We start from the raw sequence: 19,036 nt of genomic DNA on the forward strand, positions 1-19,036 counted from the left end.
AGCCCGGAGTGACAGCCCTGGTGCCGCATCGATTCCGTCACGACGCAGACGCGCCTACCTCAGCATGTGGAAGTTCAGCAGCCTCGTCGCCACCACGGTCTCGGCCAGGAAGCACAGCAGCGCCAGCAGGAAGCACGCCACACCGAGCAGAAAGCTCCCGATCGCGAAGCGGCTGATCTGGGACGCTGTCGTCTCACCCAGGAACAGCACGATGATCGTGACGCCGATCAGGAAAGCGCATGTCGTGAGCAAAGCGATGCAGCCATTGGCCAGCCGGCCGCGCATCCGCAGCTCGCCCAGCTCGACCTGGGCACGCGCCAGAAACTCCTCGTCGGTGCTTGTGCGGGCCCGGTCTTCCACCGTGCGCGCCCGGTCGATGATGCGTGCGAGCCGCCCGGCCACCGCGCCGATCATGCCGGACACGGCGGTGAGCAGGAACACCGGCGCGACGGCAAGCTGGATGCCGTGCGTGACGGAAGCGGAGTCGATCGGAAAAGCCACCATCACCCCTCGATCCGGATTTCGTACATCGCGTCTCCCATGTAGCGGTTAGGGCCGAACGCTGCCGCCACGCCCGCAGTCTCGGCCGCCCGCCACTGATCGAAGATGGCCTGCTCGGCGTCGGTCAGCGTGTCGGGCGCGGGCGCTTCGCCATAAGTGCCGACGATGCGCAAGTACGCGGCATAGACCGGCGCCACCAACTGCTCGTCGCCCAATGCTTCTTCCAGCGCACCGCGAAAGCGCGCCTCGGCCTGGCGGCGCTCTTCCGGCGAGACATCGGCTTCGTACAGGGTGATGGAATAAGTCATCGTGGCAGGTGCAGGAACAACCGGGGATTATTGTCCAGCACGCGACCCCCCGGGGAACGCGGTTATCCTCGCGCCACCCATGACCACGCAGCACACCGTCCCCGACAAAGACCAGATCGCGCTGCTCGAGCCCTTCGACCGCCTGGGCCTCGACCGGATTCGCCTGGTGGCCAGCGCCGGGGACGCACACGAGGCACGGGCCGAAATGGCTGGGGCACGCGTGCTCGGTTTCGACACCGAGTCGAAGCCGACCTTCCTGAAGAACGAGGCTTCCGAAGGCCCGCACGTGGTGCAGCTGGCCACATTGGAAAAGGCCTGGGTCTTTCAGCTCCACGACGTCGAATGCCGCGCCGTGGTGGCCGGGCTGCTGGCGCAGGCGGGCGTCATCAAGGCCGGCTTCGGCCTGGGCGACGACCGCAGGCGGATCGTCTCCAAGCTGGGTGTGGAGCCCGCCGACGTGCTGGAGCTCAACACGGTGTTCCGCGAGCGCGGCTGGCGCAAGGACATGGGCGTCAAGGCCGCGGTGGCCGTGCTGTTCAACCGCCGCTTCATCAAATCGCGCAAGGCGACGACGTCGAACTGGGCCAACCCACGGCTGACCGAAGCGCAACTCGTCTACGCGGCCAACGACGCATACGCCGCCGTCCGCGTGTTCCACGAACTCGGCCTCACCTAAGCAAGGCCGGGGCGAGGCCGGGGCGGTCAGGTCGCCAGGTCAGCTCTTGTTCGGATTGTTCGGGCGCGCGTCGTCGCGGTTGCGCACGCCGTCACCGTCGCGGTCACCGCGGGCCCAGCGGCCGCGCTGCAGTTCCCAACGGCCATTGCGCTCGACCCAGCGGTCGGCTTCCCAATGGTGGCCGCGGCGCGCACGCACCTGGTGGCCGGCCACCCACACGTGCTGGCCACGGCGCCACTCCCAGTGGCCCGGGGCCCAGACGTAGCCGCGGCGCATTTGCGGCTGCGCTTCCTCGCGCTGGGGCGGAGGTGCTTCGCGGATGATGATGGTGCGCTGTTGCGCGACAGACGCCAGCGGAACGCTGGCGAAAGATGCCGCGACCAGGCCGGCAATGAGGATCTTCTTGAACATGTGTGTCTCCGGGGACGGATGGCCGGCTTCGAGATTGAAGCCTGAATGACCAACGCCCAGAGTGGACGTGCGTTGACCGGACGCAGGTAGGACAAGAACCCGACAGTCGCCTCAGGCTGGCTCGACCGTATCGCCCTGCTCGGCGGGTTTGGCTTTGCGGTGGCCGGGCTTGGCGAGAATCTCGACGTAGAAGCTTTCCGCGCCCTCTTTGGCAGCCGCATCGATGGCGGGAACGATACCGTTGAGATGGACAGCCTCGGCGCTCTCGGGCGCCAAGCCGAACTTGCAGTCGAAATCCCAATAGTCGGCACCGGCCGGGACGTCGCGGCGGCGCTCACGTTTCACGTACTTGCGGATTTCATGCTTGACCGCATCCAGCACCCGGTCGGGGTGCTTGCCTTCGATGCGAAGTGCAAAGGTTTTTTTCATGCGCGATGGTAGCGCTTTACGTGAAGGTGACTTGCAGCGGCGGCAGGGGCCCATCGAACTGGGCAGTCCACTGCTCGCCCGCGGCTACCGGCCAGGCGTCGGTCCACGTGCCGGTCGTCACGACGTCGCCCGGTTGCAGATCGGTGGCGCCGGGGCATTGCCGCAGCGCTTCCAGGAAATGATGCAGCGCGTGCAGTGGCCCGTCGAGCACGTTGGCGCCAACGCCCTTGTCCACCGTGCGCCCGCCGTTGCACAAAGCGACGCTGGAGCGCGCCAGCAGCGCGTCGAATTCGATCGCGGACTGCGGCAGCTGCGACGTAGCCACTTTCGCGCCCACCAGCAGCGCGGCATGCAACCCGCCGTCGGCCACGGTATCGGGGGCCTTGAAAACCCAGTTCGGCAGGTGCGACTGCACCAACTCGAAGCCCGGTGCCAACCACTCGACGCACGCCAGGAGATCGTCCAGCGTGGCATTCGCGGGCGGGGTCGCCGCCATCCCGAACACCGCTTCCGGCTCGAGCCGTGGCTGGCATGCCTTCGCGAGCGACAAGGTGCCCGCTCCGTCGCAGAACACCACCGTCGTATCCCAGACGGCCCCCCAGATGGGCGCGAAGACGCCGTAGCGGGACCAGATTTTGCGGTTGGTGAAGCCGATCTTGTAGCCAACGGGACGCTCGCCGCGGGCGATGCGCAACTGGCGCAGCGTCAGCGAGCGTTCGTACGCGGCGGGCAGGTCGAGGCCGCAACCCTCGGGCCACAACGTGCCGCGGTCCCAGTGGGCCAGGATGTCTTCAGGGGTCATGTCGCATTTTGCTCTGCTTGCGGCCCGCGGGCTGTACATGTATCGTCCGGCTCCATGCATACCCGCCCCATCCCCTCCAGCGGCACGCCGCTACCGGTGATCGGGTGCGGCACCTGGCTCGGCTTCGACGTGGGCAATGCCGCATCCGAGAAGCCGCAGAGGGGCGAAGTGCTGGCCGAGCTGTTTGCCGGGGGAGGCACGCTCATCGACAGCTCACCGATGTACGGCTCAGCCGAACTCGTGGTGGGCGAGCTTCTGCATGCGAGCCGGTCACGGGAAAGAGCTTTTCTTGCCACGAAGGTATGGACGACGGGCCGGCAGCCGGGCGTCGAACAGATGGAGCGGTCGATGGGGCTGCTGCGCACCCGCCACATCGAGCTCATGCAGGTGCATAACCTGGTCGACTGGCGCACGCACTTGCCCACGCTGCGCGAATGGAAGGTCGGAAAGCGCATCTCGTACATCGGCGTCACCCACTACACCGAATCCGGCTATACGGAGCTCGAACACGTGATGCGCTCAGAACCGCTGGACTTCGTTCAGCTCAACTATTCGATGGAAAGCCCAGAAGCGCAGCGCCGCCTGCTTCCGCTCGCGGCTGAGCGCGGCATCGCCGTGCTGGTGAACCTGCCTTTGGGCGGCGGGAAGATGCTTCGCGCGCTGCACGCCAAGCCCCTGCCGGGCTGGGCTGCCGAGATCGGCTGCACGGCCTGGAGCCAGGTGATGCTGAAATTCGTACTGTCGCAGCCGGCCGTGACCTGCGCCATTCCCGGCACATCGAACCCGCGGCACATGCGCGAGAACGCAGTGGCGGGCACAGGGGAATTGCCCTCGCCTTCGTTCTGGGCGGGCAAGCTGCCGCAGCTCTGACCCCCCAGACCTAGAGCACGATGTCCGTGACGGTCGTGGCAGTTGCGCGCAAGGCGATGCTCGTGGCTGCCAGCGCTTCGGCTCGCTCCATCGCGCCCGCACCCGTCGACTCGCTGTGCCGGCAGGTACCCGCGCCGACCACGGACTGCGCGCTCCAGTAGCTGTTGGGCCGAACCTCGAAAACCTTGTATTCGCCCACGAAAGCTGCCTCGCATTTGCCGGCCTGGCTCGCGAAAGAAGCGACGTAGTAGCCGTCCACCGGGCCCGTGACGCGGGTGTGCAGCTTGCCGCGCTGGTGCGGCTCGGCCGCCTGCGCGCGGCTGCCACGGGCGAGGCTGGCTCGCTCGTTTCTCGCGGAGAGTTGGTCGATGGCGGCCTGGATCAACTCCTCGTGAAGCGGATAGGTCTCTTCCATCCAGCTGACGTCGCGGTCATCGGTCCGCGGGCCCGCGGCAGGGCTGTGTGTGGTCATGCGCCGAGCATGCGCTCTTTTGGCAAACTCAACCGTAGGCGCATCGCCTGCGCCGGCGTCAGGCTTGCGCGCGAGTCATCCGCCGGTGCGCAGTGCGCTGGCCGTCATCACCGGCCTGCCCTGCCCGTATCTCATCGCCCGCAACTGGCCATCGAGCAGCGCCGCTTCGCGGGCGCCAATGCGGGCATTGGCGATATGGCGCTGCGTTTCGATGGGCAGGCGCGCGGTATTGCGGCCGTTCCACACCGCGCGGCCGCGGCTGGAAAGGTTGTAGTAGATCGAAACGCCCTCGCGCAGCTTGGCGGCGCGCTCGCCGGGGGAGAGCCGCAGCCCCTCGATCCGGGAGGCGCTCCAGAGTGCGGCTTCCTTCATGTGGACGGCGGCGACGTGGATCGACTCGACCAGGTCGTTCGGGTTGCGCAGGCCCAGCAGCCTCGCGGTGGCCGGTTCGAACTGCGCGATGCCCAGGTTCGGCGTGCCGTTCTTGCTCTGGCCCAGCCGCGGCACCCACGACGTTTCCGCGGTGATGATGCCGTACACGTCGTGGTAGCCAAGGCCCACTTCGGCCAGCCCTGCGCGATGCGCGGCGGATTTGGCGAGCAGGAGGCGGGAGTGATAGTCAGGCGTCGCGAACTGGCCGGTGCCGAGCCGGGTTTGCACCCAACGCACGTTGATGCGCAACTGCTCGTAATGCCCGTCCACGGATGAACGGGCGAGCACCGGCGCAGGCGTGGGCACGGAAGCAATCTCGGCCATGATGGGCAGCATCCGGCTCTTCATCATTGCCGGCCGCTGCTCTGCCTGCGCCATGACGGCCGCAGGCTCGATGAGTTTCGGCCCCACGGGCCGCGGACCTCGAAGATCGCGCGCCACCAGGCAAACCAGCCCAACCGTACAGAACCCGCCGACGGCGCAATAGATGGGCAAGTGCGCAAACTTCATGTAGTCCCTTTCTTACAAGAAAGAAGGGAGAGCGCCTACAAGACGAAGTTCACCGATGTTTCAATTGAATCTATTGATGAGCGGGTTTTTGCCAACTATTCCTGCAAGAGACGGCTACGGCTTTGTTTGCACGGCCTTGCGATCGGCCACCACCCTCTGCGCCGAGGGACGCTCCGCGATGAAGCGGGCGTAAGCCTTGTGGTCGACGCCGCCGGCTTGCAGCAAATCTTCTCCGAACGCCGCCTTGCTGGCCATCGCCACCAGCGGCAGGTTGTTGAAAGCGGCGCAGTCGGCCTGCGTGAAGGTGTCACCCGCCACGAAGGGCGAGAACTTGGCAAGCCGCTTGAACGCGGCGATGTTGGTTTGCAGTTGCTTGCGTATGCGCGCGAGGTTGCTTTCGCTCAACGCCGGTGCCCCGAAGAATGCCGAGCCATACAGCTGGCGGGCCACGATCTCCAGGTGCCAGTCGATGAAGATGGTGAGCTCGCGCACCTTGGCAGCGGCAAAGGCGTCGGCGGGCATCAGCGGCGGCTGCGGCCACTTCGCTTCCAGCCATTCCATGATCGGCTGGCTCTCGCACAACGCGCCCTCTTCGCTGGTGATGAACGGGATCTTGCCCAGCGGCGAGGCGCCGAGAATCGCCTCGTCGGAGCTGTGCGTTGCCGCGTACGCTTCCGTGAAGGGAACGCCCTTTTCAAGCAAGGCGAGCTTGACCTTGTTGTAGTAGTTGGAAATGGGTGAGCCGTGAAGGGTGAGCATGCGTGTCTCCGTCTTGAATCGCGCTACTTTAGGCGTTGGCCGCGGGATGCAATGGCACGGTGGCGACAGGTGCCGCGTGTCATCGGCCGTCATCCGGCCGGCCCCAGGATGTGATGGATTGCGAGTCAAGCCCGCAATGACGCTTCCACGGCCCGCTGCAAGGCCGCTCGCGCGAGCAGCCGTGTCGAATCGAGCGTCGGCAGCGGCGAGTTGTCATCGTTCATGATCAGAGGAATCTCGGTGCAGCCCAGCACCACCGCGTCGCAGCCCTGCTGCTCCATGCGCGTCATCACCTCCTGGAAATACGCCACCGCTTCGGGCGTGCGCACGCCGGCCACCAGTTCGTCCATGATGAAACGATTGATCGCCTCTCGCTCTTCCGGCGTGGGCCGAACGAACTCCAGCCCGGCCGCGGCCAGCTGCTCTGGATAGACATCGCTTTCCACCAGCCACTTCGTCCCGGTGATGCCGATTCGGCGAAAGCCTCGCCCCTTCGCCTCTTGCGCCACCACTTGCGCGATGTGAAGCCAGGGCAACGGCGATCGCTCCTGCACGAACGGAAGCGCCTGGTGAATCGTGTTGTCGGGGCAGATGAGGAAATCCGCGCCCGCCTGCGCGAGCTTGGCGGCCGACGCCAGCATGATCTCGCCCACGCCAAGCCAGTCGTCGCGATAGATGCATTCCATGTAGTCCGCCAGCGACGGCGTGTGCATGGAGATTTCAGGATGCGCATGAGGCCCGAGCAAGGCCGCGCCCTCGGTGCAGATCGTGCGGTAGCAGAGCGACGCGCCCTCGGCCGAGCAGGCCACGATACCGATATGCCGCGCCTTTGATTTCATGAGTACACCGCGTCGTGGTCGCCTACGTTGATGGGGATGATCTGCCGATCGCGAATCACGAACTCGACAGTGATCCGGTAAGACAGGTTGATGGATACCGAATGCAGCCCCAGGTGCTTCCCGGACAGCGCTTGCAAACGCAGCGATGGATGGTGCGGGTTGACCTCTAGCAGCGCAAGCGCTTTCGCGTATTGCGGCCTCAACGCAGGATGGCGCTTGAGGAAGCGCAAGGCAAGCTTCAAATACGTTTCGGTGAAGACAAGCTGGTAGGGCATGCGGCCGAACCGGCCTCAGCGCGACGCGCGCCGGACAGGCTTCTTGGCAGAAGGCCTTTTCGCGGGCGGCCCTGCCGGCGCGCTGTCGCCTGCCAGCAGCGCGTCAAGCCGTGCCGCGTGCGCCTGCGCCGATTCCGATACGTAGCGGCCCGCCGCCATGTCGGCGTGGCTCTGCGCCAGCGCAGCATCCAGCTCGCATTCACGCAAATAGTCGTACTGCGCCATTTCCATCACCACGAAACGGTCCTTGCCGCGCACGGAAATCACGGCCTCGGGCTGGTGCGCCAGCGATTCCTCGATGGCGGCTACACCCCTGGTTTTGAGATCATTGGCGGTCAGTGCTGGCATCGCTCGATTGTCAGCACTTTGAATAGTACTGTCAATCGCACGATTCAATCCGCACCATTCAATCCGGCTTCGCGCCCGATTCCTTCACCACCTTCGCCCACTTCGCGGTTTCGGCTTGCTGGAACGTCGCGAGCGCTTCGGGCGTGCCCGTCGCGATCTCCAGCCCCAGCCCGGCCAGCTTTTCCTTCACGTCGGGCAGCGCCATGACACGCAGGGTTTCCGCGTTGATGCGCGCTTGCACATCCTTGGGCAGGCCCGCGGGAGCGTACAGCGCAAACCACGACGTTGCTTCGAAGCCCGGCAGGCCGGACTCGGCGATGGTGGGGATGTTCGGCGCTGCCGGCGAGCGCGCCGCGCTGGTCACGGCGATCGCCCTCACCTCGCCCGCCTTGACCAGCGGCAATGCCGACGGCATGTTGTCGAAGATCATGCTGATGCGCCCGCCCAACAGGTCCGGCACGGCCTGCGCGCGTCCCTTGTAGGGGATGTGCTGCATCTTGACGCCCGCCATGGTGTTGAAGAGCTCGCCGGACAGGTGGATGGAGGTGCCGCTGCCCGAGGAACCAAACGACAGCGGCGACTTCTTTGCCAGGTCAATCAACTCCTTGACGGTCTTGGCGGGCACGCTGTTGTTGACCACCAGCAGGTTGGGCGTCGACGCCAGGAAGCTGATGGGCGTGAAGTCCTTGGTGTGGTTGTACGGCATCTTGTCGTACAGGGCCGCGTTGATGGCATGCGTGCCCACGGTGCCGACGACCAGCGTGGTGCCGTCGGGCGGGCTCTTGGCCACGAAATCGGCACCGATATTGCCGCCCGCGCCGGGCTTGTTGTCCACGGTGACGGTCTGGCCCGACGACTGGCCCCACTTGTCGGCCAGCACACGCGCCAGCGTGTCGGGCGCCCCACCCGGCGGGAAGGTGACGACGATCTTCACCGGCTTGGTGGGCCATGGCGCGGTCTGGGCCATCGCGGTTAAGTTGAATGCCGTGCCCAGCAGCACACCAACGACCACGCTTCGGGGGTGGGTCATTTCTAGCCTCCGGACATCTTTTTCATCTGCTCGAGCCAGGGAGCCCAGTCAATCGGACCTTCGGCGAAGCGCTTTTGCAGATTGGCCAGGACGCGCGGCCAGGCCGCCGAGAAGTAGTCGTATGCCTTGTCCCATTCACCGCCGTCGCCCCAGCCCACGTGGTGCAGGTGCACTCGGGTCTTGCCATCGGCTTCGGCCTGGAACCGCAGGATCACCACCGTGCGCTGCTTGCGCGCCTCGGGCAGGCTGGGCGGTGCGTTCCACGTGAACGACAGCAGGCGGTCCTGCTGAAAGCCGATCACTCGCATGTTGTCGGCGCCCTTCATGCCGGGCGGCGCGTACGGGTTGATGTAGACCTCGAAGGGCCCGTCGACCGCGAGTTCGACTTTCGCGTCGGGTGCAAAGAAGGTCTTGATACCTTCGGTCGTCGTCCAGGCCCGGTACACCGCATCGACCTTCGCGGCCACGACCACTTCCTGGTCGATGGCGCGTTCGGCGGCGAAGGCGAAGTTCATGGGCAGGCAGAAGCAGGCAAGCAGCAGCAGCAGTCTCTTCACGAATCCCTCCGTTGGTGACGGGGAGAATCTATTCCTTTTTGGGCGGATCGTCGACCTTGCGCCTCATCGGCTGCCAGCCGGCGAACTCCGGGTGGTGGCGTGCCACCACCGGCCCGTCGAAGCCCCAGGCGATGCATTTGCCCAGGTGGTACGGCGGCTCATTGCTCTCGCGCGCAGGCAGCCCGGCCTGCCTGCGCAGCCGCTGCTGGTAGGACGGGATGGTCTGGTAGGCCGCGGTCGCCATGTTGAACAGCAGCTCGCGCAGGTGCGTGCAGCCACGCACGCCGCCGAGGGCGCGCTCGATCGCCACGCGCCAGCCGGGGCCGAGCTTCACGCCCACCATGGCCTGCATCGGCGGGTTGCCCTGCTGGCACTCGTCGAAAGGCGTGTGCTCCTGCGAACTGGCGATCTCGCGAATGGTCATCGAGTCGTCGACCGTGACGCGGATCGACATGCCGTGGATCGGCGTGCCCGGCGGCATCAGGCCGCGCTCGGAACGCTCGATCGAAAAGGTCTTCGTGTCGGACAGCTCGGCTTCGATGTCCCAGAGGCCGTCTTCGCGGTGGTACCCGCGGTAGACGACAGCGCGCGTATGGATGTGCGTGCGGGCCTGGGGCGTTGGGAGAGCCATCGCCCTTACTCTTGCAGACGCTGCGCGACCTCGCGCTTGCCCATGCCGCGCAGCGTGGCGATGGCTTCGATCTGCTTGGCGCGCGGCCGGGTCTTGCCGCCTTCCCATTTGTAGACGGACAACGTCGACACGCCGAGCAGCTTGGCCACCGACGCCGCCGACAGGCCCAGGCGGCGCCGCTGCGCGGCCAGGCCCTTGGCGCTGAAGCGCAGGTTGCCGGCCCCTTCTTCCTCGGCTTGCGCGGGCGCTGCCTTGGAGGCGACCTTGCCGAGCCGCTTGACCTGCTGCTCGAGCGCCTGCATGCGCCGCTTCAGGTCGGCGATCTGGCTGCGGTACTGGGATACCGACTTTTTGAGCGCTTGCGTTTCACCGCGAACTTCTTTGCGCGCGACCCGCGAAATTTCACTTTTGAGAATCGTTCCGATATTTGCCATGGAAGTATGTATTGGGCTTTGTGCCGCGGCCCGGTTTCTGCGCTGGGTCTTTGCGGCTTCGGCGTTGGTGAACTCCTGAGCCTCCATCTTAGCCTTGTTGCTCCAGCCGCATTTTCCACCATCCACTTGGATGGTGCTAAGATGGTGCCATGCCAAGAGCCAGCAGCAAATCCCTGGTCGCCAGCGCCAAACCTGCCGACGAAAAAATCACGATCAACCTGGGGTGCGTGGACCTGGGGCAGATCGACTTGCTGGTGCAGGAAGGCTTCTATGCCAACCGCACCGACCTCATCCGCACCGCCATCCGCAACCAGCTGATGTCGCACGGAGACGCGGTGCGCGCGGCCGTGTCTCGCAAGACGCTCACGCTGGGCATCCAGCACTTCAGCAAGGCAGACCTGCAAGCAGTGCAAAAAGCGGGCCAGAGACTCGATGTGCGCGTGCTGGGCCTTGCGTCCATCGCACCCGACGTCACCCCGGCGCTTGCGCTGGCCACCATCGAATCCATCACCGTGCTCGGCACCCTGCACGCCAGCGCCGCCGTCAAGGCCGCGCTGTCCAAGCGCATCGGCTGAACGGCACCCCTACCAAAGCAGCTCCCATGAACCCATTCTTCCAGCGCCTGATGCGCAGCGCGACCCGCCTCGTCGGGCGCGGCGACCTCAAGGCCGCCACCGCGGCGATCCAGCAGGCGCTGGCGGGCAAGCCCGAATCGCCTCCGCCCGCCTCCAGCGCTCAAGTTCATCCACATGCCGATGTGATCGACGTCGCCGCGCGTGTGATCGAACCGGCGGTCGTCGAACCACCGGTATACGAACCGCCGCCGATGCACGAAGCGCCGTCGCCCGAACCGCGCCCCGAGACGGACGCGCTTTCGCTGCCGGACGAGCAGTTCATTGCCGGCCGCTACATCGGCGCCGGTGGCCAGCGCGAATACAAGCTCTATATCCCGCCGCACGATGGCACGCGCACGTTGCCCCTCATCGTGATGCTCCACGGCTGTACACAGGACGCCGACGACTTCGCGGCCGGCACCGCCATGAACGACCTGGCGCGTATGCACGGCTTCCTCGTTCTGTACCCTGAGCAATCGCCGCGGTTCAATCCCAACCGCTGCTGGAACTGGTTCAAGCACAACCACCAGGCGCGCGACCGCGGCGAGCCGGCGCTGATCGCCGGAATGACGCGCCAGGTGATGGCGCAGCACGCGATCGACCCTGCACGCGTCTATGCGGCCGGGCTGTCGGCGGGCGGCGCGATGGCGGCGATCCTGGGCGACGCCTACCCGGACTTGTTTGCCGCCGTCGGCGTGCACTCCGGCCTGCCGACCGGCGCGGCCAAGGACGTGGCATCGGCATTCGGCGCGATGAAGAAGGCGCCGCAGATCGTGCCCGCCACCAGGAACGGCGTCCCCACCATCGTCTTCCACGGTGACACGGATGCCACTGTCGACCCTGCCAACGGGCGCCACGTGATCGCCGCCAGCGTGCACGCGAGCGCGCAGGTCGAAACGCAAACCGGCGTGGCGGCCGGCGGGCTGCGCTACACCCGCGAGCTCCACCGCGCGGACGGCGGGCCGGTGACAGCGGAGCACTGGGTCGTGCACGGCTCGCCGCACGCCTGGTCGGGCGGCAACTCTGCCGGTTCCTACACCGACCCTCGGGGCCCGAATGCGAGCGCGGAGATGGTGCGGTTCTTCATGGAACACGTCCGCGAGCCAGTACATTGAGTGGATGAACCGACGCAAATTCATCCCGCTAGCGGGCCTGGCGCTCGTTGCGAGCCTCGCAGCGGCAGCTCCTGACGAAGACGTCCTGGGCAAGTCGCAGGGCTACCCGGCGCAGTCCGCCGGACCGGCCTTCAGCATGTTCAAGGAGGAGTTCAAGGTCGGCACCTTCAGCCACATGGACAAGGCGTTCTGGCCGCGCACGGTGAAGGCGCCGCCCGTCCCGTCCGACCTCCCCGCGGGGGACCCGCTGCCCGCCTTGACCTATCCTTTCGAAGGCAAGAATTACACCGTCGACGACTTCTTTGCCCGCCAGCGTGTGACCGGGCTGCTCGTCATCAAGGACGGGAAGGTCGTGCTGGAGCGCTACCAGTACGAGCGGCGCCCGGAAATGCGGCTGGCATCGTTCTCGATGGCCAAGACCGTTACCGGCCTCCTGGCCGGCATCGCGCTGCGCGATGGACTGATCGCATCCTTGGACGACCCGGCAGAAAAATATGCATCGGAGCTGAAGGGATCAGCCTGGGGCCCGGTGACGATCCGCAACCTGCTGCGCATGTCGTCCGGCGTGAAATGGAGCGACAAGGTCGGGCCGGGCCTGGCCAGCGACGGAGCGCGGCTCGCGGTGGAATCGTTCTTCCGGCGCGGGCGCGGCGGCGCCAGTGCCGTGTCATGGGTCAAGGACAGCGATCACCCGCAAGGCACGCGCTTCAACTACAACTCTGCGGAAACCTTCGCACTGGGCGTCGTGCTGCGCGCCGCCATCAAGCAGGATCTCGGCACCTATCTGGCTGAGAAGCTCTGGCAGCCGATGGGCGCCGAAGCCGATGCCACCTGGCTCATCGACGCATCGGGCCTCGAGGCAGGCAACTGCTGCCTCAATGCCCGCCTGCGAGACTATGGCCGCCTGGGCATGCTGCTGGCCAACGACGGCATGTGGAATGGCCGCGAGCTGGTTCCGCGCGACTTTCTTCTGGATGCGACCGACGCTGAACGGCAACCGGACTACCTGCGCCCTCGCAAGGCCAGCCAATTCTTCGGCTACGGGTACCAGACCTGGCTGTACCCGTACAAGACACGGACTTTCCAGGCGCGCGGGCTGTTCGGGCAGGAGCTGATCGTGCAGCCGGAATCCAAGGTGGTGATCGTCATCGCTTCGGTCCTGAAAGCCCCCGACGTGCCGCCCGAGATTTTCGTGGAGCGAAATTATTTCACCGGTGCCATCCTCAAGGCCCTGGGCGGCAAGACCGACCTGTACCGCTAGCCAATTATTTTCCGCGGGCCTTGAATCCTTTCGCACGGCCGGCCCCTCCTTGCTTCGATGCCACGTTTTGATGGCAGCCAAGGTGAAACAATGTTCTATCGCAAAAACGTCGGGCCCAAGGAACGCATGCTGCGCCTGGTGGCCGGAGGCTCCATGGTGGCCTGCTCCCTCGCACTGCTGGGCGTGACGCCGCTGGGCCTGCTGCTGGCGTGCGCCGGCGTGGTCTCGGCCGCCACCGGCCTGGTCGGCTTCTGTCCGGCCTGCGCCATGGTGGGCCGCAAGCCCGTGGAAGGCCCGCGCGGATGATCGCTCCCGACCGCGCGGTCTTCGCCGCCGCGCAAGCCGGCGAGCCTGTGGCCCTGGAGCGGCTGCTGCGCGAGCTGCAGCCGGACATCCGCCGTTATGCGCGGCACCAGTGCCATCGCAGCTCGGCGATCGAGGACGTGGTGCAGGAAGCGCTGATCGTCGTCTACCGCCGCGTCGGCAACGTGCGCGATGCAGCGGCCCTGGCCGCCTGGGTGTTCCGCGTCGTCGCCCGCCTGTGCATGCTGCCGGCGCTCGGGGTGATGCGCGGCACCGAGGAACTGACGGACCGCCACGAGGCCGAGTATTTCGCGCGCCGGCCGCAGGACGAGCTGCGCATCGACCTGGTCCGGGCACTGGAATCGCTGCCGGAAATCTACCGCGAAGTGATCCTGCTGCGCGACATGGAGCAGCTGACCATCACCGAGGTGGCGACACGATTGGCCGTCACCCGCGAAGCCGTCAAGAGCCGCCTCCATCGCGCGCGGGCGCTGGTGCGCGAATACCTTCGGCCGGAGGTCGCATGACCGAGCCCACCACGCCGAGCTCGATCCGGAATCCAGTGGGCCGCAGCGCAACCGGCCTCTTCGCCAGCAACACGTTCACCGGCCACTTGGTCCGCGGCGCCGTGGCGTTCGCGTTGCTCTACATCGCCATCAGCCAGCAACACCAGCACCCGTGGTGGGCATTGTTCTCCGGCGCTCTGTCGCTCGTAGCCATGCGCGGCTGCCCGATCTGCTGGACGATTGGGTTGGTGGAAACGGCAAGCCAGCGCTGGCGGGCGATGCGCTAGCCACCAGCCTCAGCCTCGAGGCGCCAGAGAAAGAAATTCCAGCCCTCGCACCTTGCTGGACTGCATGTCGAAGCGTGAGAGCGCGGACGCCCCCAGCAACGGTGCGCATTCCTTGCAAACCAGCGCCTTGACGTTGCGCAGCTCGTGTGGGCCGACGCGGATCGCATCCAGCATCACAACCTGCGCCGGCACCCGCCGGCCATCGGCCGTGATCATTCGCGCATCGGAGTCCAGCAATCGGTATTCGACATTCGACGCCCGCAGCATCTCCTGGCTGAGCGCCGTGAGCGTCGCACCGGTGTCTACCATGAAAGCCGCCGGCCGCGCCGGCCCGACCGACACCGGCGCGAAGAAGTGGCCGCCGTACGCGGCAAGGCGCAAGGGGTCCTTAGCAGCGCCCACCTCGGTGATCCCCTTTTCGATGGCGGTGCGCTGCGCGGTGAAGTAGGCCGAGCCGCCCGTTGCCTCCAGGCGCGAGTCGAACGCCTGGAGTAACGCCAACGCTTCGTAGGGCCTGGACTTGCTCACCAACAACCGCGCCAGCGCGCCGCGCACGTCCACGAGTTTCGGCACCGCGGCCAGCGCCGCATAGTTCCACTCGATCGCCTCATCGGTCCTGCCCACGCTTGCCAGGCTGACGGCGTAGTAGGCAAAGAGATCGTAGGCGCCAGACCCCGTGGCGATTGCCTTTTCGAATTGCTGGATTGCCCCGGTGTGGTCGTCACGCTTGCTCTTGACCACGCCCAGCGTGGTGAGGGCCCGGCCATCGTCGGGGTGCAGCTTGAGGAAATCGGTCCAACTCGCCTCGGCGCACGCCAGATCGCCGCTCTGCTGGCAACGCAACGCACGCTGCGCGAGCTCTTCCGAACTAAGGACGGTGTTCTTTCCCAAGACCTGCTGCAACGTACCGCGCAGGCTCAGGAATGCACCCGCCTGCACCACCAGGAGCACGCTGGCGGCGCATGCCGCCACCTTGTACCGGGTGCGCTGGGTCTTGTTCTCGTCCCACCAACCGGAAATCCACACCGGGATCATTAAGACCAAGAGCGAGCCCAGGGCCGCCCCCACCAATTCCGGAAAGCTGCGCCGGTTCGACAGAGCCACGAACAGGTTGAAGCCCACATATGCGGTGACCAGCCCCCAGGTCGAGGCGCGCAGGTACACGCCGGCCGCCAGTTGCTTTGGTCCCCGTAAGAAACTGATGTAGTCAAGACGGCCGCCGCCATCCAAGGTCGGCTCGATGCGGCCGTCCGGCTCTTGTTGATGTGTCATTTACCCCGCCTCTTTAACCCAATTTTATTATCCCCCGACCGCGGGCACTTTCAGCCAAACTAGGCCCATGGACATATCGATCTGGGCCTGGCTGGCCTTGGGCCTAGTGGTGTTCCTGGTGCTCTTCATCTGGTCGATGAAGCGGCACCGCGCGCCCAACCTGAAGGTGGAGTGCGACTTTCCCATCGATGAGTTGACCCCGTCCCTGTCGGGCCTCACCCTAGGAACGGCGGTGGGCGGCAATTCGGTCGAGGTGTTCGAAAACGGCGCGTTCTTCGACGTGCTGGTCGAAGGCATCCAAGGCGCGCAGCGCACCGTCCACTTCGAGACGTTCCTGTGGAAAGACGGTTCGCTCGGACGGCGCGTGGCCGACGCGCTGTCGGCGCAGGCACGCAGCGGAAAACAGGTGCGCGTGATGCTGGACGCCAACGGCTCGCAGGGGGCAGGCAAAGAGGTGGTCAAACAGATGCGCGACGCCGGCTGCTCGGTCAAGTTCTTTCACAAGCGGGGCCTGCGCAACCTGGGTGTTCTGAACGACCGCGACCACCGCAAGATGGTCATCGTCGATGGCCGGGAAGCGTACGTCGGCGGCCATTGCATCGTCGATGACTGGCTTGGCGATGCCGAGGACGGCAAGCACTTTTCCGACGTCAGCGTCCGCCTGCGTGGGCCGATCGTGCACAGCGTGCAGTCGGCCTTCAGCGAAAACTGGGTCGGCGAGACGGGCGAGCTGTTCCTGGGCGAAGACGTCTTCCCGGATCTGAAGCCGGCGGGCGACTCGGTGATCCATGCTGTCTTCCTCAAGCCGCACGGCTCGGCCCCGGCCGTGAAGATCCTGCACCACACCGCCATCTGCCTCGCACGCAAGCGCATCTGGATCCAGAACCCCTATTTCATCCCCGAGCCCGAGGCCATCGACGCCTTCGGCGAAGCAGTGAAACGGGGCGTCGACGTGCGCGTGTTGATGCCCTCGACCCAGGGCTCGGACAACCCGATGGTGCAGCATGCAGGCCACCGCAACTTCGAGAAGCTGCTGGAAAACGGCGTGCGCCTCTTCGAATACCCGCACACGTTGCTGCACCAGAAGATCATGACGATCGACCACGTATGGAGCGCCATCGGGTCCAGCAACTTCGACGACCGTTCGTTCGAGACCAACGACGAGATCACCCTCGCCGTCAAGGACGCTGCCCTGGCGCAACGGCTGGACGCCGTGTTCGAACGGTACGTGAAGCGCGCGGAGGAAATTCAGCTCGAACCCTGGCGCCATCGGGGCGTGTGGCACAAGTTCAAGGACAACGCGGTGTACGTGATCAACGAATTCCTTTGAGCGGCAACCCGTCGATCGTTCAAACGATTGGAACGTTGCGTGCGAATCCGGCCTGTCGATGCACCGGCGGTGCGGTCCCACAATGAATTCATTGAAAGGACAACCGCCATGAACCGCATGCCTTCGCTCTTCATCTCCCACGGCGCGCCCACCTTCGCCATCGAGCCCGCAAAGGCCGGCCCTTTGCTGAACCAGCTCGGGCGCGAACTGCCCGCGCCCAAGGCCGTGGTGGTGCTGTCGCCGCATTGGATCACGCCGAACGTGCGCGTGGCCACCGCGGCCGCGCCCGAAACCATCCACGACTTCGGCGGCTTCCCTGCCGAGCTGTACCGCATCCAGTACCCAGCCCCGGGCAGCCCGGAAGTCGCCGCGCGGGCGCTGGAACTGCTCAACGCCGCGGGATGGAACGCCACCGCCGATGACCGCCGCGGTCTCGACCACGGCGCCTGGGTGCCCGTGCGCCACCTCTTCCCCGACGCGAACGTGCCGGTGCTGCAAGTGTCGATGCCGCGCGACCTGGACGCCGCCGGCGCGGTGCGCCTCGGCCGCGCGCTGGCGCCGCTCGCGGACGAGGGTGTCCTGCTATTGGGCTCGGGCAGCATCACTCACAACCTGTACGAGTTCCGCCAGGAGCTCGACGCGGTCAGTGCGTCGTACGCCGTCGAATTCGTGGATTGGGCGCGGGACGCCGTGCGCGGCCATGACGAAGCCGCATTGGTCAACTACCTCGCCGTGGCGCCGCACGCGCAGCGCGCGCACCCCACGCCGGACCACTACCTGCCGCTGCCCTTCGCCTTCGGCGCGGCGCAGCCGGATGCGCCGGTGCGCGTGATCGATGGCGGGATGACGTATGGCGTGATCGCGATGGACGCGTACCAGTTCGGGGCGTGACGTGGATTGCGGGTCGGAGCCCGCAATGACAAGTAGCGCGTCATGCCGGACTCGGTCCGGGTCCACGCCTCGCTGCAAGGGGTGTTTCCCACCTTGCTGCCTCAAAGCTCAACCGTATACTGGTTACGATTGATCACCCCATGAGGTTTAGCATGGCGAATTTTCCAGCCACAGTCATTGCCGCGTCTTCAGTGGCATACGCCGAGAATGCCGCGGCAGTCGCGCTCTCTCCCTCCCTGATCATCATTGACGACAACCCCAGCCTCTACGGGGCGAAGGTGACCATCTCCGGCGGCTTCCAGGCCGGCCAGGACGTCCTGAGTTTCACCTCGCAATTTGGCATCACCGGCAGCTTCAACGCGGGCACCGGCGTGCTCACCCTGAGCGGCACGGCCACCCTTGCGCAGTACCAGACGGCATTGCGCTCGGTCAAATACTCCAACTCCAGCGACGCGCCCGTCACCGGCAGCCGCACCGTGCGTTTCGAAGTCGATGACGGCACATTCGCCAACCCGCTGAACTTTCTGTTCTCTTCGGCGAGCGTCAACGTCACGGCCAGCAACGACAAGCCCGTCATCGCCGGGCTGGACACGATGCTCTACACCGGGGCCGCGCAGGGCCTGAAGCAAGTGATCGATGCCGATCTCACGGTAGCCGATCCGGACAGCGCAAGCATGGCCGGTGCCAGCGTGCGCATCACCGGGCACTATGTGCTGGGCCAGGACGTGTTGAGCCTTGTTGCCCAGAACGGCATCACCGGCAGCTTCAACGCGGCGACCGGAACACTTACGCTCACCGGCACGGCGAGCGTAAGTGCGTACCAGGCGGCCTTGAGGTCCGTCACCTATTCCAACACCAATCCCACCAGCACCGACGTTGCCGACCGAACCGTCAGCTTCTCGGTCAGGGACTTCTCCGGCGCGTGGAGTACCGCGGTCACCGGCACCATCATGTTCGCCGTCGCGCCCGTCATCAAGACCACGGCGGGCACCGCTGCGTACACCGAAGGCGGTGCCACGGCGGTTGTGGACGGCGCGCTCACCGTGACGGACCTGGATACCCCCACCCTGGCGGGCGCCACCATCAGCATCTCCGTGGGCTTCCAGGTGGGCGACTTGCTCGCGTTCGTCGACACCGCCAACATCACCGGCTCGTACAACCCGGCCACCGGCG

The 19,036-nt window shown here is 65.9% G+C and carries 26 protein-coding genes and 1 pseudogene; 11 read left to right on the top strand and 16 right to left on the bottom strand.

The window, feature by feature from the left end; translation table 11 throughout:
• Positions 1-54 precede the first annotated feature (54 nt).
• Entirely contained in the window at positions 55-504 is a 450-nt protein-coding gene (locus tag EEB15_RS19695; protein WP_370283734.1) for a DUF2721 domain-containing protein, read from the bottom strand.
• A complete protein-coding gene (locus EEB15_RS19700) occupies positions 504-809 on the bottom strand; it encodes a hypothetical protein (protein WP_141511584.1) in 306 nt (101 codons plus the stop codon). Before EEB15_RS19700 ends, EEB15_RS19695 begins: the two co-directional genes overlap by 1 nt.
• A gap of 79 nt (positions 810-888) precedes the next feature.
• On the opposite strand from EEB15_RS19700, the gene EEB15_RS19705 reads away from it, so the two are divergent.
• On the top strand, positions 889-1,485 hold the full coding sequence (locus tag EEB15_RS19705) for a 3'-5' exonuclease (protein WP_141511585.1): 597 nt from the start codon (positions 889-891) through the stop codon (positions 1,483-1,485).
• 39 nt (positions 1,486-1,524) lie between these two features.
• Here EEB15_RS19705 and EEB15_RS19710 read toward each other — a convergent pair whose 3' ends face one another.
• From EEB15_RS19710 to EEB15_RS19720, 3 genes are all read right to left on the bottom strand, one after another.
• Positions 1,525-1,896 carry a YXWGXW repeat-containing protein gene (locus EEB15_RS19710; protein WP_141511586.1) on the bottom strand — a complete coding sequence of 124 codons (372 nt, stop codon included), beginning with the start codon at positions 1,894-1,896 and terminating at the stop codon, positions 1,525-1,527.
• A 111-nt stretch (positions 1,897-2,007) separates the two neighbouring features.
• Positions 2,008-2,325 carry a DUF6172 family protein gene (locus tag EEB15_RS19715; RefSeq protein WP_141511587.1) on the bottom strand — a complete coding sequence of 106 codons (318 nt, stop codon included), beginning with the start codon at positions 2,323-2,325 and terminating at the stop codon, positions 2,008-2,010.
• Between the two features lie 16 nt (positions 2,326-2,341).
• On the bottom strand, positions 2,342-3,127 hold the full coding sequence (locus EEB15_RS19720; protein ID WP_141511588.1) for a 2-keto-4-pentenoate hydratase: 786 nt from the start codon (positions 3,125-3,127) through the stop codon (positions 2,342-2,344).
• 54 nt (positions 3,128-3,181) lie between these two features.
• On the opposite strand from EEB15_RS19720, the gene EEB15_RS19725 reads away from it, so the two are divergent.
• Positions 3,182-3,997: an aldo/keto reductase gene (locus EEB15_RS19725; protein WP_141511589.1), complete on the top strand. Its 816-nt coding sequence runs from the start codon at positions 3,182-3,184 to the stop codon at positions 3,995-3,997.
• 10 nt (positions 3,998-4,007) lie between these two features.
• Here EEB15_RS19725 and EEB15_RS19730 read toward each other — a convergent pair whose 3' ends face one another.
• The 10 genes from EEB15_RS19730 to EEB15_RS19775 form a co-directional block, all read right to left on the bottom strand.
• Positions 4,008-4,469, bottom strand: coding sequence for a hypothetical protein (locus EEB15_RS19730; protein ID WP_141511590.1), 462 nt, complete (start codon positions 4,467-4,469; stop codon positions 4,008-4,010).
• Positions 4,470-4,544: 75 nt separating this feature from the next.
• Positions 4,545-5,411 (bottom strand): lytic transglycosylase domain-containing protein, encoded by an 867-nt coding sequence (locus EEB15_RS19735; RefSeq protein ID WP_141511591.1) that lies wholly within the window; start codon positions 5,409-5,411, stop codon positions 4,545-4,547.
• 114 nt (positions 5,412-5,525) lie between these two features.
• Complete coding sequence (locus tag EEB15_RS19740; protein ID WP_141511592.1) at positions 5,526-6,170, bottom strand: glutathione S-transferase family protein; 645 nt, start codon at positions 6,168-6,170, stop codon at positions 5,526-5,528.
• A gap of 125 nt (positions 6,171-6,295) precedes the next feature.
• Positions 6,296-7,009, bottom strand: coding sequence for an aspartate/glutamate racemase family protein (locus tag EEB15_RS19745; protein WP_141511593.1), 714 nt, complete (start codon positions 7,007-7,009; stop codon positions 6,296-6,298).
• Positions 7,006-7,284: a plasmid stabilization protein gene (locus EEB15_RS19750; protein ID WP_141511594.1), complete on the bottom strand. Its 279-nt coding sequence runs from the start codon at positions 7,282-7,284 to the stop codon at positions 7,006-7,008. Before EEB15_RS19750 ends, EEB15_RS19745 begins: the two co-directional genes overlap by 4 nt.
• Positions 7,285-7,299: 15 nt before the next feature.
• Positions 7,300-7,632, bottom strand: a complete 333-nt coding sequence (locus EEB15_RS19755; RefSeq protein WP_199236574.1) for a hypothetical protein — start codon at positions 7,630-7,632, stop codon at positions 7,300-7,302.
• Between the two features lie 58 nt (positions 7,633-7,690).
• Positions 7,691-8,662 carry a tripartite tricarboxylate transporter substrate binding protein gene (locus EEB15_RS19760; RefSeq protein ID WP_141511595.1) on the bottom strand — a complete coding sequence of 324 codons (972 nt, stop codon included), beginning with the start codon at positions 8,660-8,662 and terminating at the stop codon, positions 7,691-7,693.
• A 2-nt stretch (positions 8,663-8,664) separates the two neighbouring features.
• Positions 8,665-9,219 carry an SRPBCC domain-containing protein gene (locus EEB15_RS19765; protein WP_141511596.1) on the bottom strand — a complete coding sequence of 185 codons (555 nt, stop codon included), beginning with the start codon at positions 9,217-9,219 and terminating at the stop codon, positions 8,665-8,667.
• Between the two features lie 28 nt (positions 9,220-9,247).
• Complete coding sequence (locus EEB15_RS19770) at positions 9,248-9,850, bottom strand: DUF2889 domain-containing protein (protein ID WP_141511597.1); 603 nt, start codon at positions 9,848-9,850, stop codon at positions 9,248-9,250.
• A 5-nt stretch (positions 9,851-9,855) separates the two neighbouring features.
• The gene (locus EEB15_RS19775) at positions 9,856-10,284 is read right to left on the bottom strand and encodes a DNA-binding transcriptional regulator (protein WP_141511598.1); all 429 of its coding nucleotides are present in this window, start codon (positions 10,282-10,284) and stop codon (positions 9,856-9,858) included.
• Between the two features lie 149 nt (positions 10,285-10,433).
• Between EEB15_RS19775 and EEB15_RS19780 the strand changes: the two genes are divergently transcribed.
• The 6 genes from EEB15_RS19780 (at position 10,434) to EEB15_RS19805 (ending at position 14,370) form a co-directional block, all read left to right on the top strand.
• The gene (locus tag EEB15_RS19780) at positions 10,434-10,859 is read left to right on the top strand and encodes a CopG family transcriptional regulator (protein ID WP_141511599.1); all 426 of its coding nucleotides are present in this window, start codon (positions 10,434-10,436) and stop codon (positions 10,857-10,859) included.
• 26 nt (positions 10,860-10,885) lie between these two features.
• Positions 10,886-12,013 (top strand): PHB depolymerase family esterase, encoded by a 1,128-nt coding sequence (locus tag EEB15_RS19785; protein ID WP_141511600.1) that lies wholly within the window; start codon positions 10,886-10,888, stop codon positions 12,011-12,013.
• Between the two features lie 4 nt (positions 12,014-12,017).
• Complete coding sequence (locus tag EEB15_RS19790; RefSeq protein WP_141511601.1) at positions 12,018-13,274, top strand: serine hydrolase; 1,257 nt, start codon at positions 12,018-12,020, stop codon at positions 13,272-13,274.
• Positions 13,275-13,364: 90 nt separating this feature from the next.
• On the top strand, positions 13,365-13,580 hold the full coding sequence (locus EEB15_RS19795) for a DUF2892 domain-containing protein (RefSeq protein ID WP_141511602.1): 216 nt from the start codon (positions 13,365-13,367) through the stop codon (positions 13,578-13,580).
• Positions 13,577-14,104 carry an RNA polymerase sigma factor gene (locus tag EEB15_RS19800; protein WP_141511603.1) on the top strand — a complete coding sequence of 176 codons (528 nt, stop codon included), beginning with the start codon at positions 13,577-13,579 and terminating at the stop codon, positions 14,102-14,104. The genes EEB15_RS19795 and EEB15_RS19800 overlap by 4 nt, the downstream gene beginning before the upstream one ends.
• Positions 14,101-14,370, top strand: a complete 270-nt coding sequence (locus EEB15_RS19805) for a hypothetical protein (protein ID WP_141511604.1) — start codon at positions 14,101-14,103, stop codon at positions 14,368-14,370. The genes EEB15_RS19800 and EEB15_RS19805 overlap by 4 nt, the downstream gene beginning before the upstream one ends.
• Before the next feature lie 9 nt (positions 14,371-14,379).
• On the opposite strand, the gene EEB15_RS19810 is transcribed toward EEB15_RS19805, so the two are convergent.
• The gene (locus EEB15_RS19810; protein WP_141511605.1) at positions 14,380-15,642 is read right to left on the bottom strand and encodes a retropepsin-like aspartic protease; all 1,263 of its coding nucleotides are present in this window, start codon (positions 15,640-15,642) and stop codon (positions 14,380-14,382) included.
• A 67-nt stretch (positions 15,643-15,709) separates the two neighbouring features.
• On the opposite strand from EEB15_RS19810, the gene EEB15_RS19815 reads away from it, so the two are divergent.
• The 3 genes and pseudogenes from EEB15_RS19815 to EEB15_RS19825 all read left to right on the top strand — a co-directional run.
• Positions 15,710-16,972, top strand: a complete 1,263-nt coding sequence (locus EEB15_RS19815) for a phosphatidylserine/phosphatidylglycerophosphate/cardiolipin synthase family protein (RefSeq protein WP_141511606.1) — start codon at positions 15,710-15,712, stop codon at positions 16,970-16,972.
• Between the two features lie 108 nt (positions 16,973-17,080).
• Positions 17,081-17,863, top strand: a complete 783-nt coding sequence (locus EEB15_RS19820) for a dioxygenase (RefSeq protein WP_141511607.1) — start codon at positions 17,081-17,083, stop codon at positions 17,861-17,863.
• A 152-nt stretch (positions 17,864-18,015) separates the two neighbouring features.
• Positions 18,016-19,036 (top strand): annotated as a pseudogene (locus EEB15_RS19825) (hypothetical protein); the annotation flags it as partial.

Source organism: Ramlibacter sp. WS9, assembly GCF_003797765.1.
Taxonomy (GTDB): domain Bacteria; phylum Pseudomonadota; class Gammaproteobacteria; order Burkholderiales; family Burkholderiaceae_C; genus Ramlibacter.